Consider the following 23864-nt stretch of genomic DNA (forward strand, 5'->3'; position numbering starts at 1 on the left):
GTGTGTATGGCTGTGGGATGGCGGCAGGCATGGGTGGTTGGATGGCTGGCGCTGAGTTCGCCGGTGTGGGCTGCGAACAAGGTCAATCTGGATTATCACGTGCGCCTGCTGCCACAGAGCGATCAGGCTGAAGTACGCCTGACGCTCGCCCAGGGCTCGGCGGTACGCAGCCTGGATTTCGACCTCGGCGATGGCAGCCACTACAGCGACTTCAAGGCCGACGGCCAATGGCAGCTGACCCCCGGCAAAGCGGTGCGCGGTGTCTGGAGCCCCTCCAGTGACAAAGCCAGCCTGACTTACCGGGTGAACATCAGCCACGGACGCAAGAGCGGCAGCTTCGACACGCGCATGACACCCAACTGGGCGTTGATGCGCGGCGATGACTTGGTACCGGCGGCCAAACTCGATCTGCAGGACGGCATCGAACTGGTTGCACGCCTGGAGTTTGAACTGCCCGGCGGCTGGAAAAGCGTCGAAACCGCCTGGCCACGGATCGGCAAGAACAAGTTCCGCGTCGATAACCCTTCCCGATTGTTCGATCGGCCCACGGGCTGGATGCTCGCCGGTCAACTCGGCAGCCGCCGCACTCGGTTGGGCGAGACCGACGTCACTGTCACCTCGCCGCTGGGGCAAGGCATGCGCCGCATGGATGTGCTGACGTTGCTGACCTTCGTCTGGCCGCAGGTGCAGGCGCTGTATCCACGGCACCCCGGCAAGCTGCTGATTGTCGGGGCCAGTGATCCGATGTGGCGCGGCAGCCAGTCAGCGCACGAATCGATCTATCTCAACAGTCACCTGCCGTTGGTCAGCGAAAGCGGCAGCAGCGCGTTGGTGCGTGAGTTGGCCCAGGTGTTCGGGCGTATCAATGGCACCGAGCGCAGCGACTGGATCGGCGAAGGCTTTGCCGAGTATTACGCGATCGAACTGGTACGCCGGGCCGGCGGCATGAGTGACGAGCGCTATGAGAGCCTGCACGGCAGGCTGCTCAAGAGCAGCCAGAACGTCATCACCTTACGCGGTGAGCAGCTCAATGCGGCGCAAGTGGCCAAAGCCGTGGTGTTGATGCAGGAACTGGATCGCGAGATTCGCTTGAAAACCCATAACAAGCGTTCGCTCGATGACGTGTTGCGCGGGGCGATGCGGCTGGGGAATATCGATACCAACGCGTTCGTGCAGCTTAGCGAGAGCGTGATCGGTGGGTCTTCCAAGGTATTGAGTACCGAGTTGATTCAGTAGCACCGCCATTCGCTGGCAAGCCAGCTCCTACAATTGAACTGTGCCGTTCACAAAACCAATGTAGGAGCTGGCTTGCCAGCGAAGAGGCCGGTTGCCTCAGTACAAATCCCGGATCAAACCCCGGCTTTCGGCGACTTCAGCGAATCATTCCCGGTGACCGTAGCGGTTTTGGTCGCCGCCTCGGCATTGGCCTTCAACTGGCTCAACTCTTCACCCGCGCGCTGGATTTTCGCCCGCACGTTGTTCATGTCCTGACGGCTTTTCTCCAGCAGGCTCTTTGCCGAACTGTGCCCGGTAATACCCCGGGCCAGGGCCACGCCGCCAATGGCGACCTGGATCAGGCCGAAGATCCCGCCTCGACGCAGGCCCTTGCCCACCATCACCATGCCACCTGCCAGCGAGCCGATGCGCTCCCAGCCCTGTACATTCTGCTCCGAAGGGCTCTGGAACGGGGTGGATTCGATGCGTTCGACGCGTTTGAGTTCGCTCATGGTCTGTCTCCAGGCTTCAGTGATCGATAGTTAAGCTGACTGTCCAGGCAGGCTGCTTGTTCCATCCAATGTGCGGCGATTCAGCGGAATTTTGGTCCGGAGCGGGTATTGAGACCCTTGGCCATGCGGTCGTAGAGCACGACGTTTACCGTGGCAGCGAGGTTCATGCAGCCGGTGGTCGGGATGTAGACCACGTCTTCGCACCAATCGCGGATCTCTTTATCCAGCGAACCGTCTTCCGGGCCGAAGATGTACAACGCACGGTCCGGGTGGGTGTATTCCGGCAACGGACGGGCGCCCTCGACCAATTCCACGGCCACCGGCACACAGTTGAGGGGCAGGATTTTCTTCAGGTCGTCAATGCCGATCAGCGGGATGTCGTAGTGCACGCGCTTGGTATCGGTGACGAAGTCGGCGGCGCGTTCATAACGCTTGCCGGTGTAGAACACCGACGCCACGCCATAACAGCCAGCGGCGCGCATCACCGAACCGACGTTCTCCGGTGATTTGGGGTTATACAAACCAATGCAGCTGTACCGTTTGTCTGCCACGTGCGGGGTGCCTTTCGGGAAAAAAGCGCGATTATACGGGGATTGAGGGAGGGGTGTTCAGTTTGAGATTGGTGGGTGTGTGGTCGATTGCTTTCGCTGGCAAGCCAGCTCCTACATTGTCATGCGTGCGGTGCAAAACCCGTAGGAGCTGGCTTGCCAGCGAAGAGGCCAGTTCAGGCGCTGAAAATTATTAATCTTCTTTTTTCATCAGCCCGGCCAGGGCGGCAAACGGATTATGCGTCGCCTTGGCGATTTTCGGCGTGCTCAGCGAGCCCTCGCCGAAATACTGCTGATCGGTGTAACGCGAGTGCTCATTATCGTGGCAGTACAGGCACAACAGCTCCCAGTTCGAACCGTCCTGGGGGTTGTTGTCGTGGTTGTGGTCGCGGTGGTGTACGGTCAGTTCGCTCAGGCGCTTGCCGGAGAACTCACGGGCGCAACGGCCACAGACGTGCGGGTACATTTTCAGGGCTTTGTCGCGGTAGCCCATTTCCTTGTCGCGCTGATTGTCGGCGAGGATGCGGTCCAGCTTCGAAGTGTTGGTCGGGGTGGACGAACTCATGGGTTCACCTTTGTAGAATGACTAATGACGGTAATAAGTGAAGTTTAGCTCAGCCCTTGAGCTTCTCGGCAATCCAGATGGTGTGGCGGGTGCCCTTGTTGCCATGGGCGAAGACCTGGACTTCCTCGGCCTTGAAGCCGGCTTTCTTGAGTTTGTCGGAAAACTGCCGGTCGGCGCTGGCCGACCAGACGGCCAACACGCCTTTGGGTCTCAGGGCTTTGGCGCAGGCGCTCAGGCCGCCGGCGGAGTACAGCCAGCTGTTGGCCTTCTGGGTCAGGCCTTCGGGGCCGTTGTCGACGTCGAGCATGATCGCATCGAAGCCCTGGGGTTCGGCCTGCAGGACTTTGGCCACGTCTTCCATGCGAATCACGGTCCGCGGGTCTTGAAGCGGGTTGCCGGCTTTCTCGCCGAGTGGCCCGCGATTCCATTCCACAACGCCAGGCACTAATTCAGCGACCACCACTTCGGCGGTCTTGCCCAAGTGCTTGAGTGCCGAGGCGAGAGTGAAACCCATGCCCAGGCCGCCAATCAACACCCGCGAATTCGGCCGGCCGGCGACCTTGCGGCAGGGAATTTCGGCCAGGGCATCTTCGGAGCCGTGCATGCGTGTGTTCATCAATTGCCCGCCGTCGCCGCCCTGGATCTTGATGACAAAATCCTCGCCGTATTCGAACAGGCACAGGGCACCGCCGTTTTCAGGGATGGGGGTGGTGTCCAGCAGAACGAAACGTTTCATGGGGCTCACTTGAAGAAAATTGGCACGACACGGGAGGGCAAACAGACGCAGTTGGGAGTAGCCTGTTGATGACGACAAGGCCAACGGAGCCATAGATGAAGCGCACCATTCTAACGGTCATTGCCCTGGCCGCGCTCTCGATAACTGCAGTGCAGGCCCAACAGCTGCAATCGATTCCCGTCAGCCCTGCGCCGATGCCCGGTTCGCCCGGCACCGCGACTCCCACGCCGTATCCGCAAATCAGCCCGGCACCCTTGCCGAAAGTCGGGCCCGGTAGCAGTGGTCCGCCATTGGTACCCATTGAAATGCCGAGCCCGCCGACCAAGGATCAACCCGTGCCGGGCATTGAACAGAACCCGTCAAAAGTTAAGTCACCGGGTGGCTAGACCTGCTGCGACAGCAATTGGCCGTCGGCCATGCGCAAGCGTTTGGAGAGGGACACGGCAAGGGCACGGATGATCTTGGCGGCAATTTTCGGTGCGTCGTTGAGCATCTTTTCCAGGGAGTCCTTGCCCAAGTTGAGCAACTGACAGTTGCTCGCGGCCACACAACTGGCTGACCGCCGTTCGCCGTCGAGCACGGCCATTTCGCCAAACGAGCGGCCACTGCGCAAGGTTGCGATGGTGACCCGTTGCCCGTCGGCGGTGGTTTTCTGCACGGCCACCTGACCGGTGTGGATGATGCACATGAAACTGCCGGCATCACCCTCCTGGAAAATTTCCTCGCCTTGGGCAATCGTGCTGATGCTGAAATAGCCTGACGCCGCGGCAAAATCCGCGGGCAACAGTTGATTGAACAGGCCGCAATCCATCAGCCAGTCGCGAATTTCGTTGTTCAGAAAGGTTGATTCAGACATGTCGTCACGGTCTATTTGTCATGTGTGTTGTCCGGGATTGTCTTGATGCACTCAATCCTATTGTAGGAGCGAGCCCCTCGCGATGAGGCCGGTACATTCGATATCGATGTTGAATGTGCCATCGTTTCGCTAGCAGGCTCGCTCCTACAGGGGGAATTGGCCAGCGGTGCGGAGTTAAGACCGGCACACCGCGTCAAGTTCCTCAGGCAATGCGCAAAACCTTGAACAAAAAAGCATATTCGAGCGCTACGTCACGCAATCCCTGGTACCGACCGCTCATCCCGCCGTGTCCGGCACCCAATTCGGTCTTGAGCAGCAACGGATTGCTGTCGGTCTTGGTCGCACGCAATTTCGCTACCCACTTGGCCGCTTCCCAATATTGCACCCGACTGTCGTTGTAGCCGGCGATCACCAAGGTTGCCGGATAGGCTTGCGCGGTGACGTTTTCGTACGGGGCGTAGGCCTTGATCCGATCATAGACGTCCGGCTCCTGCGGGTTGCCCCACTCGTCGTATTCCGTCACGGTCAGTGGCAGGTCGGGGTCGAGCATGGTGTTGAGTGCGTCGACGAACGGCACCTCGGCAATGGCCGCACCAAACAGCTCCGGCCGCTGGTTGAGCACCGCGCCGATCAGCAAGCCACCGGCGCTGCCGCCGCTGATCGCCAATTGCGGGGCAGTGGTGAAGCCTTGGGCGATCAGGTGTTCGGCACAGGCGATAAAATCGCTGAAAGTGTTGTGCTTGTGCTCTTGCTTGCCCGCGCGGTACCAGGCTTCTCCCAACTCGCCGCCGCCACGCACATGGGCAATGGCAAACGCCATGCCGCGATCCAGCAAGCTCAGGCGTGCATGGGAAAACCAGGGGTCGAGGCTCTCGCCATAGGCGCCATAACCGTAGAGGTACAGCGGCACCGGTTTGCCGAGGTCGGCGCGTTTGATCACCAGGCTGATCGGCACTTGCGTGCCGTCCGGCGCAGTGGTCCACAGGCGCTGGCTGACGTAGGCATCGGCATCGAATGGGCCGAGCACCGGGGTTTGCTTGAGGACTTTCTGCTCGCCGGTCGCCAGTTCCAACTGACGGACTTGCGCCGGGCGGTTCAACGCTTCGTAGCGCAGGCGAATCCGCGCGCTGTCAAACTCCAGGCTGTTTTGTACGTGTAGGCTGTAGGCTGCATCCGGCAGTTGCACGCGATAAGGCGCCAGGCCTTGTGGGTGAACTTCGATAATCGGCAAGCCGCCAATCCGCAGGCTGAGGGTCATGGCCCCGATGTTCAGGCTGATGCCGTCGATCATCACCGTGTCGCTGTGCGGGACCAGGTTCTGCCAATCGGCTTCGGTCGGTACGGCGCCAGTGTCGACGGCCGTGTATAAGGCGAAGTTGATGCCGTCGCGGTTGCTGCGGATGAACCAGGTCCATTGCTCGTCGAGTACGCCGTGGTCGACGTCGTACTCATGATCCTCCACCCGTGGCGCCAGGCAGGTGAACGCCTGCTGGGGCTGTGCGGCATCGAGCACCCAGACTTCGCTGGTGGTCTTGCTGCCCACGGACAGCAGCAGTTGCTGTTCGGAGCTCGAGCGGTAGCAATGCATGAAGAAGCGACCGTCCGGCTCATGGAACACTTCTTCGGCCGCCGTACCGTCCAGTCGATAGCGATACAGCTTGTGCGGGCGGTGAGTATCGTCCAGTTCGCCGAAGAACAGCGTCAGGCTGTCGTTGGCCCAGGTCATGCTGCCGTCGCAGTCCTCGAACGCCAGTTCGCTCACACGGCCGTCGGACAATTCCTTCACGAACAGCGTGTAAATTTCATCGCCGCTGGAATCGACGCTGTAGGCCAGGCGTTGATGATCGGGGCTGATGCTGAACGCACCCAGGGAAAAGAAGCCACCGTTGGCCAGCTCGTTCGGGTCCAGCAGCAGTTGTTCGCGGCTTTCGTCGAGGATCAGGCTGTCATCCGCCGGACGCGGGCAGCGATAGTGTCGGGCGTATTCGTCGCCTGCGGTGGTGCGGGTGTAATACAGGTACGGTCCCCAGGGCGAGGGCAGGGACAGGTCAGTCTCGAGGATGCGCCCCTTGATCTCGTTGAACAGGGTTTCGCGCAATTCGGCCTGATCGGCGGTTTGCGCTTCCTGATAGCTGTTTTCGGCCTTCAGGTAGTCAAGCACTGCATCGGTGTCGCGCTCTTGCAGCCAGGCATACGGGTCGGAGCCTTCAGCCTTGTGGGCAATCGGAGCGTCGTGAATGTTGGCGGATAGGGGCATGAAGAAATCTCGAACAGTGTACGAAATGGGGTTCAAACCCGTAGGAGCAAGCTTGCTCCCACAGGGTTATGTGTCTTGGCCGAAGGCATTGATGCAGCCTGAGGGGCGAAAAGCCGTTATCATAAGCGCCTCTTTGCCTGCCTTGCCATGGACACCATGACCGAGAACGACTATCTGATCGCTTGGGGCCTCTACGCCTTCGCCGCTTTAGGCTGCCTGTTGGTGTGGATGCGCTTGACCCGCTGGATGTGGCGTTGGCTGCGTGAGCCATTGCGGCTGGCAATGGCCGTGCTGCTGTTCAGCCCGACCATCATCGACCCGGTGAAGGACAAAGTCGCCCCGGCCGTCGCCATTACCGCGCTGGACCTGCTGTTCAAGGTCGGCAACAACGCCTGGCGGGCGATTTCCGATCTATTGATGTACGGCATGATTGCCTTCGGCCTGTATCTGGTGCTGGTGGCGATCCGTTTCCCCATCGAGCGCGCTTCCAACGCCCGCAAGGAACGTGAAGCCGCCGCCAAAGCTGCGGTCCGCGCCGAAGCGCCTGAGGACGATCAACCGTTCGGCGGTGCCGGCGATGATCGTTACGGTCGGCCGCCCGTGCCGAGCAATCCTCAGCGGATGCGCGTCGAACCCCGTCTGTAACCTGGCCCCAGCGGTTGAGCGAGAGTCCAAGCATGTGTGAGTTATTGGGCATGAGCGCCAATGTCCCGACCGATATCGTGTTCAGTTTTACCGGGCTGATGCAGCGCGGCGGGCGCACCGGCCCGCATCGCGATGGCTGGGGCATTGCTTTCTATGAAGGGCGTGGGCTGCGTCTGTTCCAGGACCCGGCGGCAAGTTGCGAGTCGGAAGTCGCCAACCTGGTGCAGCGATATCCGATCAAGAGCGAAGTGGTGATCGGCCACATTCGCCAGGCCAACGTCGGCAAGGTCTGCCTGTCCAACACGCACCCGTTCGTCCGCGAGTTGTGGGGGCGTAACTGGTGTTTTGCGCATAACGGCCAGTTGGCGGATTTCCAGCCCGCCGCCACGTTCTATCGCCCGGTCGGCGACACCGACAGCGAAGCGGCGTTCTGCGATTTGCTCAACCGCGTGCGCTTGGCGTTCCCCGAGCCTGTCGACATTGAAACGCTGCTGCCGGACCTGGTGGCCGCCTGCGCAGAATACCGCAGCAAAGGCGTGTTCAACTGTCTGCTCAGCGACGGCGACTGGTTGTTCTGCTACTGCTCGACCAAACTGGCGCAAATCACCCGTCGCGCACCGTTTGGCCCGGCGCGCCTGAAAGATGTCGACGTGATCGTCGATTTTCAGGCCGAAACCACACCCAACGACGTGGTCACGGTGATCGCCACCGAACCCCTGACTGAAAACGAAACCTGGACCCGCTACGAACCGGGCCAATGGAGCCTTTGGCGGCGCGGTGAATGCGTCAGCCTGGGCAAGACCGAATAAGGATCCGCTTCCCATGTTGCTCAGTTATCTACGGCTGGTGTTGTTTGCGGCGGGCCTGTTGATCGGTGTCCAGGTACCGGGTTTCATCAGCGATTACGCCAAGCGCGTCGAAGCACATCTGATCGAGGCGCAGGCTGGGCTGAGTGGTTTCCAGAACACCGCCAACCAATTCTTCAAAGGCGATATGCAGGCGCTGGTCGCGCATTACCGGGCCAGCGAAGACCCGATTTTCCGTAGCGATGCCGACAGCCTGAGCAATCTTTTGACTCGCCAGGTCGCGCTGGACAAGCAGTTCCAGGCGATGCAAGGGCCGTGGTACATCCGCGTCCTGCAAGTGGTGCTGGCCGCCGATCCAGACATTCGCAAGGAAACCTGGAATGGCTATAGCTACCAGATCCTGCTGACGCCGGAAGCGATGATCTGGGGCATGAGTGGCGCCTTGTTGCTGTCGTTCGGCCTGGAATGCCTGTACCGGTTGATCGATTGGGTAGTGCTCGGTGGCAGGCGCCTGCGCCAGAGCCGGCCGATTGAAGAGCGGGATTTGCGCGGCTTGTAACACCGTCGAACGTCAAGGCGCCGGCAAGCCAGCGCCTTGCTTGATTACCAATCAATCGAATAGGTCATGCTCAAGGTACGGCCTTCGGCGTTGGGGAATGGCGCTTTGGCGTTGGCCTGGGCGAACAGGTTGACGTACGTGCGGTTGGTCAGGTTGTACACCCCGCCTTCCAGACGACCGACCGGCAAGTACACGGAGCCGAGCAGGTCCACCAGCGTATAGCCGTCGATTTCGCGCCCGTTATTGTCCTTGGCGGCAGCGTCGTAACTGGTCAGGCGCATGCCTTGCAGACGCAGAGTGTAATCGTCTTCGGCATAGCCGACGAACAGCGTGGTCTTGGCCGGTGAAATGCGTGTCGCCGGCAGATCGATCCATTTCCCGTTCTGCTCGGTCTCACCTTTGGCCCAGGCATAGGTGCCACCCACCGACCAGTGATCGGTCGCGAGGTAGGTCAGGCTGTTTTCGATGCCGCGGACCCGCTCCTTCTGGTTGATCAGACGCAAGACACGGTCATTGGCATCGTAGAACTGAGTCACGTCCGAGGTGTTTTCATAAACGGTGACGTCGGCCTGCCACCGGTCCCAGTCACCACGCCAGCCCAGCTCGTAGCTGTCGACCTTGATGGCCTGGGCGTTGAGGCTCTGGATGTCGAAGGTGCTGTTCACGTCACGTAAGAAGCGCTGGATGTCCGGCAGCGAAAACCCCTGGCTGTAATTGGCGAAGACGTCCTGATGTTCACTCAGGTGATAGACCGCGCCCAGGTTATAGAGCGTAGCGTCGTACTTGAGGGTGTCACCGGGCAGGATGGCGCGTACGCCGGTCTGGACGATCTGACCGTAGGCGATGCTGTCGGAAACCTCGCTTTCGATCCATTCGCGGCGCACTCCGCCACGCAAGGTCCAGTCTCCGATGTCCCAGGACATCTGCCCGAACAGCGCCTTGGTGGTGGTTTCGATATCCGGACCCATCTCGTAAGTGGTGCCAGTCTTGGTGTAGGTCAGCCCATTGAGGGTGTATTGGTCACCGCGCTGGCGGGAGCGTTCGTGATCATAGTCGGCGCCCCAGACCAGGTTGCCTGTGGCGCTGCCGATGGCCGGCAATGGTGTGTCGATGGCCGCACGCAGGCCGTACACATCCTGCACGCTGTTGTTGTCGGCGATCCCGGCCTTGCCCCGCGACAGGTCCGGGAAGAACAGTGCGTCGGCCCGGCGCCAGTAGCTTTCCAGTTGCAGGCCCTGGCCGTAGAAGTCGTTGTCGGTGTAATTGAGGTTGGCCGCCTGGTTATGGGTGTAGGGCTGGTCGTCGAGTTTCAGTCCTTTGACTGCCACGGCCTCTTGCAGGTTTTTCGGGTCTTTTGTGAAGTCAGTGTCCTGCTGGTCTTTGTAGTCCTGCAGCGACAGGCTGAGTTTTTTATCGGCATCCAGTTCGTAACCGAAACGACCTTGCAGGTCATAGGTGTCGGTGTCCATGTTGCTGCCCTGGGACGTGTCCTGAGGGATGCGATTGCCGTTGCCGTCGTACTGATCGTTGCGCTGGGTCAGGTCGGCGGACACGTACCAGTCCAGGGCATCTTTGCGCCCGGTCGCACTCTGAAAGGCCTCGTAGGCGAAACCTTTGCTGTTGAGGTTGTTGCCAGTGGTCAGGCCCAGTTTGCTGCTGTAGGCAAGATCCTGACCCCGGTTACGCTTGGTGATGATGTTGATGATGCCGCCCGAAGCGCCGGCTCCATAAATGCTGCTGGCGCCGGAAACCACCTCGATGCGTTCGATACTGGCCGGCGCGATGCTGTTGAGCTGGCGGAAGTTGTCGCGCGTAGCGTTCTGCGACACGCCGTCGATCAACACCAGCATGTTACGCCCGCGCAGGGTCTGGCCGAAGTTGCTCATCCCGCCGCTGGACGGCGCCAGGCCGGGAACCAGTTGCCCCAGAATGTCGGAGACCCGACGCCCGGCGCCACTCTGTTGGCGGATCTGTTGTTCGTCAATCATCTGGACCGAGCCAGGAATCGAGGCAATGGTCGCTTCGCTGCGCGTCGCGGAAACGACGGTGGCTTGCATGTTCAATGTGCCGGGTTGCTGGTCGGTGTCCTCGGCCCAGGTCTGGGCGTTGAAGGAGCCGAGCAGCGGAATCATCAAAGAAAGTTTGGTTCGGGTCATGAGGTTGTCTTTTTTTTAGTCGTGATAAGTGTGGGTAGATAAGATGGCGGGGGCAGGTGTGCTGGTGAATGTGCGCACCCAGCGGATCCCGACGGCGACCAGTGCGTAGGTCAATGCCACCAGCCAGAAACTGTGGGCCAGCCCGACCAGACCCATGCCGATCCCGCCGAGGACGGCACCGAGCAGAGCGCCAGCCTTGGCCGCGCTGTTGCCCAGGCCGAGTGCAAAACCCTGCTGGCTTGAAGACACGGTGTTGGCGATCAGTGCATAGGCGACGGGGAGCAGCGCGCCTTGCCAGATGCCCCAGACCAAACGGCTGACGAGAAACCCCAGCCATTCGTTAGCCAGTGCCGTGGCGGCTAGCGTCAGGGCGCAGAGCCAGGCAATGCCTTCGATGACGCGCAAGGTGTAAGCCGGCTGCCAGCGGTCGAACAGACGCCCCCACAAAGGTGCGGAAATGGCCAGGGTCGCGGCGCTCGCCGCGTAAGTAGCGCCGATCAGCCAGCCCGGCGCCTGCAGAACGTCGGCGACGTACAGCGCGTAGAAGGGCTGCGGCATCATCTTCGCGGCTTGAATCAACACGATCACCAACAGGATTCCACCGAGCCAGCCTTTAGGCAGGGCCACCGGCGCAACCGGTTTCTTCGTCGAGGCTCGCGCCTTGTCGGCCGGCAGGAAAAAACTCCCCAGTGCACACAGCATGCAAATAGCCGCTGCGCCATAACAGAGCAGGGCAAACCCCGAGATGTCCATCAGCCAGCCGCCCAGTACCGGGCCGATCAACGAGCCAACGGCGGTCGCCGATTGCAGACGGGCCAGGGTGTGACCGCGCCGGGAGCTGTCGCAACAAGCCAGGGCATAGGCTTGCGCGGCGGCGAGAAACCCGGCCAATGCGCCTTGCATTATTCGAATGCCCACCAGCAGCCACGGGTCGAGGGTAATCGCCGCCAGCCCCTGGCACAGCGCCAGTGCCAGCAACGCCCGAACGATCATCGGCTTGTGTCCGGTGCGATCACCCAACCGCCCCCACGCGGGCGTCAGCAGCATGGCCGCCAGCATCGGGCCGGCATAGACCAGCGCCGATAGCAGTGCGGTGTAGCCGGCGCCCTCCGGCCCAAGCAGATGCTGGATCTGCAGGGGCCAGAACGGGCCGCTCATTTCCATGGCACCCATGGAGACAAACTGGATGACGATCAGCAGTCGCAACGCTCGACCATCAGCGAGCATCGGCGTTGGTTCGCAGCGGATTACTCAGGCGTCCGACGATGTCGGCGTGGCTGTCGTGCAAGCGCATGCGCATGAACGATTTGGCCGGCCAATCCTGTTCCAGGAGGGCCTGACGCTCGCTTTCCCAGCGTGCCGGTTCGACGTGCTCGCGCACGCTCTCGAAGCACCGTTCAACGTGCGTAGCCAAACGCTCCCAAAGGATATTTTCCGGCACATTCCAGTGGCGGGCGCAGAGCAACGTCAACTCACCGAGGTGGCACATGAACGTGGTGTGCAGGAGCTTGTCGCGGACAAAACCGGCGTCGTCGTACAGGGTCATTTTCGGATCGTGCAGCTGGATATCCAGACCCTTGGCGTGCAGGGTTTTGCGATCAATGCGAATGTCGCCGAAGTCACGCAGTAGCAGCCGATTCAACTGCCCGTCAGCGGCCATCACCATGAAGCTGTTTTGCTGGTGCGCTTCGAACGCCACGCCATACATCAGGTAGATGCCCAGCAGGCTCGGGACGGCAATCGACAGGTAATCATCGAAGAACACCAGCATGGCCTCGCTGTCGTCGCGGCCCTGAGCCAGTTGCACCCAGTCACGCAGCAACGGTTGTTCGAATTCGTTGACCGCGAACAGGCTGCCGACCGGCACGGCCAGTTCGCCTTCTTGCAGCAGGGTCAGGGGGTTGTCGCGGTACAGCACAGCGGCATGCCGAGACCGTTCGTCATTGGCCGGTTGTAGCGCGTAGTGCACGCCGATTCGTTCCGGCACGATGTTCAGCAGGCGCTGAATCTGCGGTTCATGATCGAGAATCTGCAGTATCAGTTGGCTGATGCGCGGTCCCATCCGGGCCGAGCGCGGCGACACGGTGCGCTGCACGCTGGTCAGGCGCAAGGCCACCGGCAGTTTGACCATTGGTGCAACGCGGCTGGCCTCTGGTACGACCGTGCGGAAGGACATGGTCGGGTGGCCTGTGAAGGCAACGATGTCGGTGACGATCAGCAGGTTGTCGGCGATCTCGCTGGCGAATGAATTGGGCAGTTCTTCGTCGGCTTGCCATGGGTGCGATGGCAGCGGGAGGTAGTCCGTTACCTCCAGGCCCCGTTGCTGCAAATGGCGCTGCAATTGTTCGGCGGCCTGCGGGAAGTAGCCCTGCCACCAGTCCCGGTAATCGGCGGTGCCGGCCAGTGATTCGACGTGTGCGTACTGACGGTGCAGGGCGCACAGCACAATCGGAAAACTCGCTTCGAATTCCGGCGAGAAAGCGATGACCTGCGCAGCGCTCAAGCCCAGTTTGGTCTTGTAGTTCGGATGCCAAGGGTGGCCGAGCGTGCCCCACTGTTCGAGCAATGACGTCGGGTTCTGGTGGTCGGGGCTGGCTTTGAGCCAGGCGAGCAGATTGTCGTCGTGCTCGGTGTCGATCTGCTCTCTCAGGCGTTCGGTCCATCCATGGTGGAACGCCAGGCACAGGGTGTCGTTGCTGTAGCTATCGTCCAGCTCGCGGGCCAGACGTTCCAGTACTTGCGGGGAGGCGGGCGGGTTGAGCTGAGTGCTGAGGTGAGCGAGCAGTTCGCTGGGCAACTGGATTTTGTGGGGCAGGCTGTCGGGGGTGTGCAGGACGATGCTGCCGCGAACGTCCCAGCTGTTCATTCTTCCGCCCGACAGGTGATCGAAGCAAAGTTGTGCACCGTCGCCAAGCGGCAGCCAGCAACGACTGTTGTCGTATTCACAGGCGTCGGGGTTGATCAGACCTTCGCGAAACAGCGCCTGGATCAGGCGTTGGAAGCAGCGTTGGGCGGCGGGCTCCAGGGCATTGCTCAAATGGTCGAGGGTGATGCGGTGGGCCTGGAAGGCCGGAGTGCCGAGGGCTTCGCTCCAGTTTGAGAGCAATTGTTGCTGTTTTTGCGTGTAAGCGCGCATCGAGTCCGACTCCTTCTGGACAGTGATCTAGCTGAATGCGCACAGAGAATACATTTTTAAAATAATAACGCAAATGATAAAGATTACTATTTGCGCTGTGAAAAACTCCTTTTCAGAAACCGGCCAGGGGTTTACTCAAGACCATGTAGTGCTTGCCCACTTTCTGGGCATAGTGTTCCACCACGTGCTGACACAAGGTCACGATCTCTTCGACCCACTCTGCGCCGACCCGCCATGACACCACCACTTGCAGGTTGGGCGGGCGTTGGTCGATGGCCAGCAAGGCCGTCGGCTCGTTCACCATGTGTGTTGCTGTACACGCAACTGCCGGTCAGCAACGGCGTGATGCTGTGGCTGGGCTTCTTCGCGTCGGGGATTTTCAGTGGCATGGGCGCGTTCCTGACCGAGTTGTTCCCCACGCGCATTCGACGCGCTGTAACTGATAATCTGCGGGCCTGTCCTACAGATATGTCCCGCAGCTGAAAAGAATAAAACCTACAGGAGTGTTCAGCGTGAGCCGCCTGCTATTGAACTGCGACATTGGCGAGAGTTTCGGTGCCTGGACCATGGGTCTGGACGCGGAAATCATGCCCTTCATCGATTGCGCCAACATCGCCTGCGGTTTCCACGCCGGCGACCCGAGCATCATGCGCAAGACCGTCAGCCTGGCCCTCAGCCACGGCGTGCAGATTGGTGCGCATCCGGCCTATCAGGATCTGGTGGGCTTCGGCCGTCGCTCCATGACGTATGCCACCCAGGAACTGCAAGACCTTCTGCATTACCAGATCGGCGCCCTCGACGGCATCTGCCGGGCCCAGGGTGGGCGGGTTAGTTACGTCAAACCCCATGGCGCGATGTACAACGACATGATGGCCAACCCGGCGCAGTTGCGCGCCGTGCTGCAAGCGGTGGCGTCCTATGACCGCAACCTGCCATTGATGTTGATGGCCACCCGCGACAACAGCGCCGCCCAACAAATGGGCGAGGAGTACGGCGTGACCCTGTGGTTCGAGGCCTTCGCCGACCGTGCCTACGACAGTGCTGGCAGGCTGGTGTCGCGACAACTGCCGGGCGCAGTGCATCACGACCCGCAAACCATCATCGAGCAAGCGCTGACCATTGCCCGTGGCGATCAACTCACCGCCAGTGACGGTAGCGCCCTGCATTTGCAGGCAAACACCCTCTGCGTGCACGGCGACAACGCCGGTTCGGTCGCGGCCGTGCAACGTATCCGTGAAGCCTTGAACCGGCAGAGCGCGCCATGAAGCTGAGAGTGGAAGTGGTGGCGCTGGATTGCCTGATGGTGCGCCTGTTCGATGAAATCGCTGAAGCCAACATGCCATGGATGCTGGCGGCCAGCGAAAGCCTGCGGTCGGCATTTGCCGGGTATTTGATTGATCTGGTGCCGTCGTACACCACGTTGATGGTGCATTACGACCTGACCGCGCTGAGTCCCGCCCAGGCCCGGGAGTTGATTGCCCAGGCGTTGATCGATCTGTCGCCCAACGCTCATGCCCGGGGTCAGTGTCATGTGTTGCCGGTGTGGTACGACATGAGCGTCGGCCCGGAATTGACCCTGTTGTCGCAGCGCAGTGGCCTGGCGGTGGAGCAGGTGATCCGTCGGCACAGCGAGCGTGAGTACCAGGTGTTCGCCCTGGGGTTTGCGCCGGGGTTCGCCTTCATGGGGCTGGTGGAAGAGGTGCTCGCCGCACCGCGTCTGAACACACCCCGCAAGAAAGTCGCCGCCGGCAGTGTCGGCATCGCTGAGCGGCAGACGGCGGCCTACCCGGTGGTGTCGCCGGGTGGTTGGAACCTGATCGGCCGTACGCCGGCCAAATTATTCGATCGCAACCGTGACGGTTACAGCCTGATGCAACCGGGAGATACCGTGCGTTTCGAAGCCGTGGGCCACGCCGAGTTCATCAACCTGGGCGGTGACGATACGCCGCTGGAGGCGCAGGCATGAGCCGATTGAGAGTCGAGACCAGTACGCCGCTGTGCCTGTTGCAGGATGCCGGTCGCTTCGGTGTTCGGCACTTGGGTGTGACCCAGGGCGGCGCCGCCGATTGGCGCTCGATGTCGTGGGCCAACTGGTTGCTGGGCAACGGACTGGACGCAACGGTGATCGAAATTACCCTCGGCGGGTTTAGTGTTTTGGCCGAGGAAGACTGTGTGCTGGCCTTGGCCGGTGCGGATCTGGGTGCGCAGGTGGACGGCGACGCGCTGGCGCCATCGCGCAGTTTCAGGCTGCGCAAAGGTCAGCGGCTGCACTTCACTCAACCGTTGCACGGGGCCCGGGCGTATCTGGCGGCGCCGGGTGGATTTGATGCGCCGAAAGTGCTGGGCAGTAGCGCGACGGTTGTTCGGGAACAGCTCGGTGGTCTGGATGGTTTGGGCCATGCACTGGGTAAAGGCGCGACCTTGAACTATTCGGGGAATTCGCTGGTGTTGCTGCGCGAGTTACCGAGCGACTGCGTGCCCGACTTCACCGGCGACCCCGTGCTGGATTTGGTGCTCGGCGCGCAGATTGGCGAGTTCAGTGGGCAGAGCCTGTTCGACGCGTTCAACAGCCGCTGGAGCCTGGACAGCCGAGCCGACCGAATGGGGATTCGTCTGTTGGGCACGCCGTTGCAGTACCAGGGCCAACCGATGGTCTCCGAAGGTATTCCGCTGGGCGCGGTGCAGGTGCCACCGGACGGACAGCCGATTGTACTGCTCAACGACCGGCAGACCATTGGCGGCTATCCGCGACTGGGAGCATTGACGCCGTTGGCGCTGGCAAGATTGGCGCAGTGCCTGCCGGGTACCTCGTTGAGCTTGCGACCGGTGGTGCAGGACGTGGCGCACCGCGAGCATACCGAGTATCTACAGCGCTTCAACCGCCCCTTGTAGGAGCTGGCTTGCCAGCGAATGCAATCTTGAGCCTTGTAGCAGCAGATCGGACGCCTTCGCTGGCAAGCCAGCTCCTACAGTGTTCAATGGTGTCCACAAAATTTGTGAGCAATGCAAGTCACCGTAGGAGCTGGCTTGCCAGCGAAGGCAATCTTGAGACTTGCAGTGACAGATTGGCCGCCTTCGCCGGCAAGCCAGCTCCTACAGGGATCAATGGTGTTCACAAAAGTCGTGAGCATCGCAAGTCACCGTAGGAGCTGGCTTGCCAGCGAATGCAATCTTGAGCCTTGTAGCAGCAGATCGGACGCCTTCGCTGGCAAGCCAGCTCCTACAGTGTTCAATGGTGTTCACAAAATTTGTGAGCAACGCGAATCACTGTGGGAGCGAGCCTGCTCGCGATGGCGCCAGAGCAGACAATAGAGTTACTTGGAGAGAAACCGCATTCCTTCTTCCAACCCGCGAAGGGTCAGCGGATACATCTGGTCCTCGATCAAATCCCTCACGATATTGGTCGACGAGGTATAACCCCAGGTGTCCTTCGGGTACGGGTTGATCCAGATGAGTTTCTTGTACTTCTCCTTGAACCGCTGCATCCATACGTAGCCGGCTTCTTCGTTCCAGTGCTCGACGCTACCGCCCGCCTGGGTGATTTCATAGGGCGCCATGGCGGCGTCACCGATGAAGATCACTTTGTAGTCGGCGCCGTACTTGTGCAGCAAGTCCAGGGTCGAAGTGCGCTCGGAGGTGCGGCGCATGTTGTTCTTCCACACCGATTCATAAATGAAGTTGTGGAAGTAGAAGTACTCCAGGTGCTTGAACTCGGTCTTGCAGGCCGAGAACAATTCCTCGCAGATCTTCACGTGGGCGTCCATCGAGCCGCCGATGTCGAACAGCAGCAACAGCTTGACGGTATTGCGCCGCTCCGGCCGCATCTGGATGTTCAGCAGGCCGGCATCCTTGGCGGTGTGGTCGATGGTGCCATCGATGTCCAGCTCTTCCGCCGCACCCTGACGGGCAAACTTGCGCAAGCGGCGCAGGGCGACCTTGATGTTGCGCGTACCCAGCTCAACCGAATCGTCGAGGTTCTGGTATTCGCGCTGGTCCCAGACCTTGGCCGCCTTGCCCTGGCGCTTGCCGGCGTCACCGACCCGAATGCCTTCCGGGTTGAAACCGCCGGAGCCGAACGGGCTGGTGCCACCGGTACCGATCCACTTGTTGCCGCCGGCATGGCGTTCCTTTTGTTCTTCGAGGCGTTTCTTGAACTCTTCGATCAGCTTGTCCAGGCCGCCGAGGGACTGGATCGCCGCCCGTTCTTCGTCGGTCAGCGAACGCTCGAACTCCTTGCGCAGCCAGTCCTCAGGGATCAGCGCTTGCAGGTGATCGTCGAGCTTTTCCAGGCCATTGAAGTAGGCGCCGAACGCCCGGTCGAACTTGTCGAAATGCTTTTCGTCCTTTACCAGGATCGCCCGGGACAAGTAATAAAACTCGTCCATGTCGGCGAAGGTCACGCGCTGTTTCAGCGCGTTGATCAGGTCCAGCAGTTCACGCACCGAGACTGGCACCTTGGCTGCGCGCATTTCATTGAACAGGTTGAGCAGCATGGCATCAGCCTCTTAGCGGGTGCCGCGACGGCTCATGAACGCCAGACGCTCCAGCAGCTGCACGTCCTGTTCGTTCTTCACCAGTGCGCCGGCCAGGGGCGGGATGGCCTTGGTCGGATCGCGTTCGCGTAGCACCGCTTCGCCGATGTTGTCGGCCATCAGCAGTTTCAGCCAGTCCACCAGCTCCGAGGTCGAAGGCTTCTTCTTCAGGCCCGGCACCTTGCGCACGTCGAAGAACACGTCCAGCGCTTCGCTGACCAGGTCTTTCTTGATGTCCGGGTAGTGCACGTCGACGATTTTTTGCAGGGTGGTGCGGTCGGGGAAGGCGATGTAGTGGAAGAAGCAGCGGCGCAGGAAGGCGTCCGGCAGCTCTTTCTCGTTGTTGGAGGTAATGATGATGATCGGGCGCTTCTTGGCCTTGATGGTCTCGTCGATCTCGTAAACGTAGAACTCCATCTTGTCGAGTTCTTGCAGCAGGTCGTTGGGGAATTCGATGTCGGCCTTGTCGATTTCGTCAATCAGCAGGATCACCCGCTCTTCGGATTCGAAGGCTTCCCAGAGCTTGCCTTTTTTCAGGTAGTTGCGAACGTCGTGGACTTTTTCGTTGCCCAGTTGCGAGTCGCGCAGGCGGCTCACCGCGTCGTACTCGTACAGACCCTGATGGGCCTTGGTGGTGGACTTGATGTGCCAGGTGATCAGCTTGGCGCCAAAGGATTCGGCCAATTGCTCGGCGAGCATGGTCTTGCCGGTGCCTGGTTCGCCCTTGACCAGCAACGGCCGCTCCAGGGTGATGGCGGCATTGACCGCCAGCTTCAGGTCATCGGTGGCGACGTAGGCCTGGGTGCCTTCGAACTTCATCTGCTAATCCTCGAACGGTAACGCCGACCTGAACGAGGCAGGGCGGGGCGCAATAAAATGGTCAGCCCCGACTATAACGCGGCGCCCGGTCGACTGTGAACGCAGACGGCTTATTCAGTCTCTGAATGGAGCGTCACATCTTGACTTAGCCGGTCTCCGGCTTGGGTCGTTCGTACCGGGCATTGAAGGCTTGGATGAATCCATTGCGCAAAATCTGCAAAAACGCCTGGAACGCGCTGATATTTTGCTGATGGACGTTGCCACTGAGTTCGACCTTGGTTGCAAACTGGTTCTTGCCCTGGTTTTTCAAGACGGTTTCGGTGCCGCCGACCAGAGCCTCCCAGATTGACCGGAACAGCCCCTTGTCCTTGTTTTCCACATCCTGCTGCCAGTTGAACACGTCCACATCCCGTAGCAACGGCTTGATATAGCCAGTCAGTCGCCCTTTGTTGGCTTCGGCTTCGATCACCACGTCACCGTGGCCGGCGTTGAAGTCGAACTTGCCATAGGCCGAGGCGAAGTCATTCATGCGCTTGAGCTCGATGTCCTTGGCGCGCAAGCGAAACTCGAAGTCTTCGAAGTTGCTCAAGGGGTCGAAGGTGGCCGTGGCTTCGAGTGGTGCGTGCCCCAGCAGCAGGGCTTTACCCTCGAATCGTGCATCCCGCTTGCCTTTGGTGTCGACCACGTTGGTCAGGTTATAGATGCTGGCGTCCACGTTAGTGGCGTTCATGTTCACCGGTGGCTTGGAGTTGAAGTTGCGGAAACTGATCTTGCCGTCGCTGATTCGCACTTCGTTGAGGGTGATGGGCAGCAGTTTGCCGAGTTGGGCACGCCAGTCGGTGCCTTGGCCGGTCTGCGAGTTCTGCTTGTTGGCGCCACCGTCGACGAAGTTGATCTCGGGTTTGAAGAACTGCACCTCGGCCACCACCGCATGGTCGTACCACAGCGAATGCCAGCTGACGGAGAGGTCGATCAACGGTGCATTGACGAAGGGTACCGGCACCTTGCCGTCGACCTTGACGATCTTCAGTCCGTTGATTTTGTAGGCGCCGCGCCACAAGGCCAGGTCCACGTCGGTGACCTGGCCCCGGTAGTCGCCCATGTCTGCCAACTTCTCGTTCAAGTAATTGCGCACCAGATACGGCAAGGCAATGTGCAGCGTTATCAGCAGCACAACGAGGCCGACGAGGGTCCACAGGGGCCAACTGTATCGACGTTTCATGATGGCAAATCTCTGGCGATCTAAAGCCATTGACTGCGCTGATCAGCGGACGTTCGACCTGACTGGACGCCCGTGGGCAAGAGGCTTACCTTGTTGCCCTCTTCAATGCTGTCGTTAAGGACCCAGCCATGAGCCGCATTTTCGCTGACAACGCCCATTCCATCGGGAATACGCCGCTGGTGCAGATCAATCGTATTGCGCCGCGTGGTGTGACCATCCTGGCCAAAATCGAAGGACGCAACCCGGGTTACTCGGTCAAGTGCCGGATCGGCGCGAACATGATCTGGGATGCCGAAAGCAGCGGCAAACTCAAGCCGGGCATGACGATCGTCGAACCTACCTCCGGCAATACCGGCATCGGCCTGGCCTTCGTGGCCGCCGCCCGTGGCTACAAATTGGTGCTGACCATGCCGGCGTCCATGAGCATCGAACGCCGTAAAGTACTCAAGGCCCTGGGGGCCGAACTGGAGTTGACCGAACCGGCCAAAGGCATGAAGGGCGCTATCGAAAAAGCAGGTGAAATTGTTGCCAGCGACCCGTCGAAATATTTCATGCCGGCCCAGTTCGACAACCCGGCCAACCCGGCCATCCACGAAAAAACCACCGGTCCGGAAATCTGGAACGATACCGACGGCGCGGTCGACGTGCTGGTGGCAGGCGTCGGAACAGGCGGAACCATCACCGGGGTTTCGCGGTATATCAAGAATATCCAAGGCAAACCGATTCTCTCTGTAGCGGTCGAGCCATTGGTGTCGCCAGTGATCACGCAGGCCCTGGCCGGCGAAGAAATCAAGCCGAGCCCGCACAAGATCCAGGGCATCGGGGCTGGTTTCGTGCCGAAAAACCTCGATTTGTCGATCGTCGATCGGGTCGAGCTGGTCAGCGACGAAGAGTCCAAGGCCATGGCCTTGCGCCTGATGCAGGAGGAGGGGATTTTGTGCGGGATTTCCTGCGGCGCTGCCATGGCCGTGGCCGTGCGGCTGGCGGAAACCCCGGAAATGCAGGGCAAGACTATCGTGGTGATCCTGCCGGATTCCGGTGAACGCTATCTGTCGAGCATGCTGTTCAGTGATCTGTTCACCGAACAGGAAAACCAGCAGTAAGCACAGATCCACCGTTGTCTACGGGGATTTTGACGTTGGTAGCAATCTATTGATTGGATCCGGCTGATGATGGATTTGCATCAGCCGGCGTTCAGGCGCCTTATGGTAAGAAATCCTTTGTTGCATATTTGTTAACATTGAATGTAGAAACGTGCAGGTTTTGCACTGCGTCGATGGTGTTTATCATGCAGGTAGCCACGTTGAGCCCTGGACGTGGCGCTATGTCGCTTATCTTCAAAGGAGTTGTTGATGACCTTATCGTTTGCCGCGAAGGCCTCGTTGTTGCTGCTGTTTCTCGGCAGTACCCTCTATGTGCATTTACGTGGCAAGGCGCGCCTGCCGGTTTTGCGTCAGTTCGTTAACCATTCGGCACTGTTCGCACCCTATAACGCCTTGATGTACATGTTCTCGGGAGTGCCGTCGAAACCGTACCTGGATCGCAGCAAGTTTCCCGAACTCGATGTGCTCAGGGATAACTGGGAAGTGATTCGCGACGAAGCGATGCACCTGTTCGACGAGGGCTATATCCGTGCGGCGCAAAAGAACAACGACGCCGGGTTTGGCTCGTTCTTCAAGAAAGGCTGGAAGCGTTTCTACCTCAAGTGGTACGACAAACCGCTGCCGTCGGCCGAAGCCCTGTGCCCGAAAACCGTAGAGCTGGTCAGCAGTATTCCCAACATCAAGGGCGCCATGTTTGCACTGCTTCCGGGTGGCAGCCACCTCAATCCCCACCGCGATCCGTTTGCCGGTTCCCTGCGTTACCACCTGGGGTTGTCGACACCGAATTCCGACGACTGCCGTATTTTTGTCGACGGTCAGGTCTATGCCTGGCGCGACGGTGAGGATGTGATGTTCGACGAAACCTACGTGCACTGGGTGAAGAATGAAACGGAAATGACCCGTGTCATCCTGTTCTGCGACATTGAGCGCCCGCTGAGCAATCGCCTCATGACCCGCGTCAATCGCAGCATCAGCGCCTGGCTGGGGCGCGCAACAGCGCCGCAAAACCTGGATGACGAAAGGGTGGGTGGAATCAACAAGGCCTACGCCTGGAGCAAGAACTCCAGCGACAAATTCAGCGGCGTGGTCAAGCAATGGAAACGCCGCAATCCCAAGGCCTACCGCGTGCTGCGCCCGGTACTGGCCGTAGCGGTGCTGACGTTGTTGGGGTATTGGTTGTTTGGCTGAGGCCAGTTACGCAATAAAAAACCGCTCGTGATGAGCGGTTTTTTTATGATGAAAATTTGTATGATGCGCCTGCGAGAATGCCGGCGGGTTCGTCTTCGATCCCTGTAGCGATGAGTTGCAGTAGGCGACGCTCACTGGCAGTCAATGCCAAGGCTATGTCTTTATTGCCCACTGCGGGCGAACGCTTTCTTGAGGAGGTGTTTTTAATCGCCTTTCGCATGTTTCCTCCAGAGTTGTCCGTTAATTGAATTTTTTTCACGATACAAGGCTCTCCACGGCTTTGACAAGTCGACGATCCGCGTCGAAGTAAAAGCCCAGTCGTCTATAGACTGAAACAGCTTCTTCCAATGGTTCTTGAACTTCCATTAGCGTGCTACCGATGATCCGGGCGTATTGCTCGATGACCAGCATGGACAGTGGCGCAATACGTTTTTTAAGAGGGTGAGCCTTTGCAGGACTTCCCTCCAGTCGCACAATGCGCATTCTTTGCCGGCTGTTGTTTGGATTGGCAAAGCATAATCCGCACAGGTGTTCATCGAACCAGATGGCAACGTCCAGCGCTAATGGCTCCCTCGCTTTCCATCCAGCAACCTCACCCCATGAGAAGTGGGAGTCCTCCCAGCGCTCCCAAGCGTGCAGGGCCTGTGTACTGATCGCTTCGAAGCGTACCCGTGATAAATCGAGTTCCACTGGACCGACCATTTCCAGTTGATGTTGCAGTTGGGCGGTCTTGAGGCTCGCAAGCTTCCGTGCTTTTGACCTGTACAACTGATACCGAAGATGACTCCTTTCCCTTGGCATGTGATCTCTTGCATTCCATTCCCCATCGTCGGGCATTGCAGTTGCTTTCAAGCCTAGGTAGCACCCTTGTACTTGTCGTTACTGGCCTTTTGACCAAGTCGTTGCAATCCATGTCGAGGGCTGGTTATAGTCGGCGCACGCAGGTTCCATGACCTGCTTTTTCAACCCTTCAAAAAAAGATCAGCCCAATGCCTGTATCCCTCATCAA

24 protein-coding genes and 2 pseudogenes are annotated in these 23864 nt (G+C 59.8%); 11 read left to right on the top strand and 15 right to left on the bottom strand.

Translation table 11 applies throughout. The features are described 5' to 3' along the window. Nucleotides 1-6: 6 nt before the first annotated feature. Nucleotides 7-1236 (top strand): hypothetical protein, encoded by a 1230-nt coding sequence (locus J1D76_RS15735; RefSeq protein WP_421139170.1) that lies wholly within the window; start codon nucleotides 7-9, stop codon nucleotides 1234-1236. Nucleotides 1237-1349: 113 nt separating this feature from the next. Here the strand turns inward: J1D76_RS15735 and J1D76_RS15740 are convergent, their stop codons facing one another. The 4 genes from J1D76_RS15740 to J1D76_RS15755 form a co-directional block, all read right to left on the bottom strand. After that, nucleotides 1350-1727, bottom strand: a complete 378-nt coding sequence (locus tag J1D76_RS15740; RefSeq protein ID WP_421139171.1) for a YgaP family membrane protein — start codon at nucleotides 1725-1727, stop codon at nucleotides 1350-1352. An 80-nt stretch (nucleotides 1728-1807) separates the two neighbouring features. Further along, nucleotides 1808-2278 (bottom strand): RNA methyltransferase, encoded by a 471-nt coding sequence (locus J1D76_RS15745; RefSeq protein ID WP_007911337.1) that lies wholly within the window; start codon nucleotides 2276-2278, stop codon nucleotides 1808-1810. 190 nt (nucleotides 2279-2468) lie between these two features. Then, nucleotides 2469-2840, bottom strand: a complete 372-nt coding sequence (locus J1D76_RS15750; RefSeq protein ID WP_007944009.1) for a YajD family HNH nuclease — start codon at nucleotides 2838-2840, stop codon at nucleotides 2469-2471. Between the two features lie 49 nt (nucleotides 2841-2889). After that, nucleotides 2890-3576, bottom strand: a complete 687-nt coding sequence (locus J1D76_RS15755) for a spermidine synthase (RefSeq protein WP_046043858.1) — start codon at nucleotides 3574-3576, stop codon at nucleotides 2890-2892. Nucleotides 3577-3671: 95 nt separating this feature from the next. Between J1D76_RS15755 and J1D76_RS15760 the strand changes: the two genes are divergently transcribed. Continuing rightward, on the top strand, nucleotides 3672-3962 hold the full coding sequence (locus tag J1D76_RS15760) for a hypothetical protein (protein ID WP_421139172.1): 291 nt from the start codon (nucleotides 3672-3674) through the stop codon (nucleotides 3960-3962). On the opposite strand, the gene J1D76_RS15765 is transcribed toward J1D76_RS15760, so the two are convergent. Both J1D76_RS15765 and J1D76_RS15770 read right to left on the bottom strand, forming a co-directional pair. Beyond that, nucleotides 3959-4432: a cyclic nucleotide-binding domain-containing protein gene (locus J1D76_RS15765; protein ID WP_008015977.1), complete on the bottom strand. Its 474-nt coding sequence runs from the start codon at nucleotides 4430-4432 to the stop codon at nucleotides 3959-3961. The two genes, J1D76_RS15760 and J1D76_RS15765, sit on opposite strands and share 4 nt — an antisense overlap. Before the next feature lie 202 nt (nucleotides 4433-4634). Next, nucleotides 4635-6689: a S9 family peptidase gene (locus J1D76_RS15770; RefSeq protein WP_421139173.1), complete on the bottom strand. Its 2055-nt coding sequence runs from the start codon at nucleotides 6687-6689 to the stop codon at nucleotides 4635-4637. Nucleotides 6690-6836: 147 nt separating this feature from the next. Between J1D76_RS15770 and J1D76_RS15775 the strand changes: the two genes are divergently transcribed. The 3 genes from J1D76_RS15775 to J1D76_RS15785 are packed head-to-tail and all read left to right on the top strand — an operon-like array spanning nucleotide 6837 to nucleotide 8699. Continuing rightward, on the top strand, nucleotides 6837-7334 hold the full coding sequence (locus tag J1D76_RS15775; protein WP_421139174.1) for an MFS transporter: 498 nt from the start codon (nucleotides 6837-6839) through the stop codon (nucleotides 7332-7334). 32 nt (nucleotides 7335-7366) lie between these two features. Further along, the gene (locus J1D76_RS15780; protein WP_421139175.1) at nucleotides 7367-8143 is read left to right on the top strand and encodes a class II glutamine amidotransferase; all 777 of its coding nucleotides are present in this window, start codon (nucleotides 7367-7369) and stop codon (nucleotides 8141-8143) included. Between the two features lie 13 nt (nucleotides 8144-8156). Continuing rightward, nucleotides 8157-8699: a DUF2937 family protein gene (locus J1D76_RS15785; protein ID WP_421139176.1), complete on the top strand. Its 543-nt coding sequence runs from the start codon at nucleotides 8157-8159 to the stop codon at nucleotides 8697-8699. Nucleotides 8700-8743: 44 nt separating this feature from the next. Here the strand turns inward: J1D76_RS15785 and J1D76_RS15790 are convergent, their stop codons facing one another. The 4 genes and pseudogenes from J1D76_RS15790 to J1D76_RS15805 all read right to left on the bottom strand — a co-directional run. Then, entirely contained in the window at nucleotides 8744-10855 is a 2112-nt protein-coding gene (locus tag J1D76_RS15790; RefSeq protein ID WP_421139177.1) for a TonB-dependent receptor, read from the bottom strand. A 15-nt stretch (nucleotides 10856-10870) separates the two neighbouring features. Beyond that, nucleotides 10871-12082 carry an MFS transporter gene (locus J1D76_RS15795; RefSeq protein ID WP_421139178.1) on the bottom strand — a complete coding sequence of 404 codons (1212 nt, stop codon included), beginning with the start codon at nucleotides 12080-12082 and terminating at the stop codon, nucleotides 10871-10873. Next, entirely contained in the window at nucleotides 12072-13991 is a 1920-nt protein-coding gene (locus tag J1D76_RS15800) for an IucA/IucC family protein (RefSeq protein ID WP_421139179.1), read from the bottom strand. The genes J1D76_RS15795 and J1D76_RS15800 overlap by 11 nt, the downstream gene beginning before the upstream one ends. Nucleotides 13992-14103: 112 nt before the next feature. Beyond that, a pseudogene (locus tag J1D76_RS15805) lies at nucleotides 14104-14277 on the bottom strand (LysR family transcriptional regulator); the annotation flags it as partial. Between J1D76_RS15805 and J1D76_RS15810 the strand changes: the two are divergent. From J1D76_RS15810 to J1D76_RS15825, 4 genes and pseudogenes are all read left to right on the top strand, one after another. Next, nucleotides 14273-14420: pseudogene (locus J1D76_RS15810) on the top strand (MFS transporter); the annotation flags it as partial. The pseudogenes J1D76_RS15805 and J1D76_RS15810 sit on opposite strands and share 5 nt — an antisense overlap. Before the next feature lie 83 nt (nucleotides 14421-14503). Next, nucleotides 14504-15256: a 5-oxoprolinase subunit PxpA gene (locus tag J1D76_RS15815; protein ID WP_421139180.1), complete on the top strand. Its 753-nt coding sequence runs from the start codon at nucleotides 14504-14506 to the stop codon at nucleotides 15254-15256. Beyond that, a complete protein-coding gene (gene pxpB, locus J1D76_RS15820) occupies nucleotides 15253-15957 on the top strand; it encodes a 5-oxoprolinase subunit PxpB (RefSeq protein WP_421139181.1) in 705 nt (234 codons plus the stop codon). Before J1D76_RS15815 ends, pxpB begins: the two co-directional genes overlap by 4 nt. Further along, nucleotides 15954-16883 (top strand): biotin-dependent carboxyltransferase family protein, encoded by a 930-nt coding sequence (locus tag J1D76_RS15825; RefSeq protein WP_421139182.1) that lies wholly within the window; start codon nucleotides 15954-15956, stop codon nucleotides 16881-16883. The genes pxpB and J1D76_RS15825 overlap by 4 nt, the downstream gene beginning before the upstream one ends. Before the next feature lie 422 nt (nucleotides 16884-17305). Here J1D76_RS15825 and J1D76_RS15830 read toward each other — a convergent pair whose 3' ends face one another. The 3 genes from J1D76_RS15830 to J1D76_RS15840 all read right to left on the bottom strand — a co-directional run bounded on the left by J1D76_RS15830 (nucleotide 17306) and on the right by J1D76_RS15840 (nucleotide 20564). After that, entirely contained in the window at nucleotides 17306-18484 is a 1179-nt protein-coding gene (locus J1D76_RS15830; protein ID WP_421139183.1) for a vWA domain-containing protein, read from the bottom strand. 12 nt (nucleotides 18485-18496) lie between these two features. Further along, nucleotides 18497-19342, bottom strand: a complete 846-nt coding sequence (locus tag J1D76_RS15835) for an AAA family ATPase (protein WP_007911294.1) — start codon at nucleotides 19340-19342, stop codon at nucleotides 18497-18499. A 145-nt stretch (nucleotides 19343-19487) separates the two neighbouring features. Further along, nucleotides 19488-20564: a DUF748 domain-containing protein gene (locus J1D76_RS15840; RefSeq protein ID WP_421139184.1), complete on the bottom strand. Its 1077-nt coding sequence runs from the start codon at nucleotides 20562-20564 to the stop codon at nucleotides 19488-19490. Between the two features lie 128 nt (nucleotides 20565-20692). Between J1D76_RS15840 and cysK the strand changes: the two genes are divergently transcribed. Together cysK and J1D76_RS15850 are read left to right on the top strand one after the other, a co-directional pair. Beyond that, nucleotides 20693-21667, top strand: coding sequence for a cysteine synthase A (cysK, locus tag J1D76_RS15845; protein WP_421139185.1), 975 nt, complete (start codon nucleotides 20693-20695; stop codon nucleotides 21665-21667). 249 nt (nucleotides 21668-21916) lie between these two features. Further along, entirely contained in the window at nucleotides 21917-22855 is a 939-nt protein-coding gene (locus J1D76_RS15850; protein ID WP_421139186.1) for an aspartyl/asparaginyl beta-hydroxylase domain-containing protein, read from the top strand. 43 nt (nucleotides 22856-22898) lie between these two features. Here J1D76_RS15850 and J1D76_RS15855 read toward each other — a convergent pair whose 3' ends face one another. Beyond that, the gene (locus tag J1D76_RS15855) at nucleotides 22899-23114 is read right to left on the bottom strand and encodes a hypothetical protein (protein WP_421139187.1); all 216 of its coding nucleotides are present in this window, start codon (nucleotides 23112-23114) and stop codon (nucleotides 22899-22901) included. Further along, on the bottom strand, nucleotides 23111-23656 hold the full coding sequence (locus tag J1D76_RS15860) for a hypothetical protein (RefSeq protein ID WP_421139238.1): 546 nt from the start codon (nucleotides 23654-23656) through the stop codon (nucleotides 23111-23113). The genes J1D76_RS15855 and J1D76_RS15860 overlap by 4 nt, the downstream gene beginning before the upstream one ends. Between the last annotated feature and the right edge of the window lie 208 nt (nucleotides 23657-23864).

Origin of the sequence: Pseudomonas sp. NFX15, assembly GCF_049132105.1 — a bacterium.
Classification (GTDB): Bacteria; Pseudomonadota; Gammaproteobacteria; order Pseudomonadales; family Pseudomonadaceae; genus Aquipseudomonas.

Excerpts from the sequence above, each read along its gene's own strand:
- pxpB (WP_421139181.1), top strand. The coding sequence starts at position 15,253 with ATGAAGCTGAGAGTGGAAGTGGTGGCGCTGGATTGCCTGATGGTGCGC.
- J1D76_RS15825 (WP_421139182.1), top strand. The coding sequence starts at position 15,954 with ATGAGCCGATTGAGAGTCGAGACCAGTACGCCGCTGTGCCTGTTGCAG.
- J1D76_RS15785 (WP_421139176.1), top strand. The coding sequence starts at position 8,157 with ATGTTGCTCAGTTATCTACGGCTGGTGTTGTTTGCGGCGGGCCTGTTG.
- J1D76_RS15860 (WP_421139238.1), bottom strand. The coding sequence starts at position 23,656 with ATGCCAAGGGAAAGGAGTCATCTTCGGTATCAGTTGTACAGGTCAAAA.
- J1D76_RS15765 (WP_008015977.1), bottom strand. The coding sequence starts at position 4,432 with ATGTCTGAATCAACCTTTCTGAACAACGAAATTCGCGACTGGCTGATG.
- J1D76_RS15850 (WP_421139186.1), top strand. The coding sequence starts at position 21,917 with ATGACCTTATCGTTTGCCGCGAAGGCCTCGTTGTTGCTGCTGTTTCTC.
- J1D76_RS15800 (WP_421139179.1), bottom strand. The coding sequence starts at position 13,991 with ATGCGCGCTTACACGCAAAAACAGCAACAATTGCTCTCAAACTGGAGC.
- J1D76_RS15835 (WP_007911294.1), bottom strand. The coding sequence starts at position 19,342 with ATGAAGTTCGAAGGCACCCAGGCCTACGTCGCCACCGATGACCTGAAG.
- J1D76_RS15840 (WP_421139184.1), bottom strand. The coding sequence starts at position 20,564 with ATGAAACGTCGATACAGTTGGCCCCTGTGGACCCTCGTCGGCCTCGTT.
- J1D76_RS15795 (WP_421139178.1), bottom strand. The coding sequence starts at position 12,082 with ATGCTCGCTGATGGTCGAGCGTTGCGACTGCTGATCGTCATCCAGTTT.
- J1D76_RS15790 (WP_421139177.1), bottom strand. The coding sequence starts at position 10,855 with ATGACCCGAACCAAACTTTCTTTGATGATTCCGCTGCTCGGCTCCTTC.
- J1D76_RS15740 (WP_421139171.1), bottom strand. The coding sequence starts at position 1,727 with ATGAGCGAACTCAAACGCGTCGAACGCATCGAATCCACCCCGTTCCAG.
- J1D76_RS15770 (WP_421139173.1), bottom strand. The coding sequence starts at position 6,689 with ATGCCCCTATCCGCCAACATTCACGACGCTCCGATTGCCCACAAGGCT.
- J1D76_RS15735 (WP_421139170.1), top strand. The coding sequence starts at position 7 with ATGGCTGTGGGATGGCGGCAGGCATGGGTGGTTGGATGGCTGGCGCTG.
- J1D76_RS15775 (WP_421139174.1), top strand. The coding sequence starts at position 6,837 with ATGGACACCATGACCGAGAACGACTATCTGATCGCTTGGGGCCTCTAC.
- J1D76_RS15760 (WP_421139172.1), top strand. The coding sequence starts at position 3,672 with ATGAAGCGCACCATTCTAACGGTCATTGCCCTGGCCGCGCTCTCGATA.
- cysK (WP_421139185.1), top strand. The coding sequence starts at position 20,693 with ATGAGCCGCATTTTCGCTGACAACGCCCATTCCATCGGGAATACGCCG.
- J1D76_RS15755 (WP_046043858.1), bottom strand. The coding sequence starts at position 3,576 with ATGAAACGTTTCGTTCTGCTGGACACCACCCCCATCCCTGAAAACGGC.
- J1D76_RS15750 (WP_007944009.1), bottom strand. The coding sequence starts at position 2,840 with ATGAGTTCGTCCACCCCGACCAACACTTCGAAGCTGGACCGCATCCTC.
- J1D76_RS15780 (WP_421139175.1), top strand. The coding sequence starts at position 7,367 with ATGTGTGAGTTATTGGGCATGAGCGCCAATGTCCCGACCGATATCGTG.
- J1D76_RS15830 (WP_421139183.1), bottom strand. The coding sequence starts at position 18,484 with ATGCTGCTCAACCTGTTCAATGAAATGCGCGCAGCCAAGGTGCCAGTC.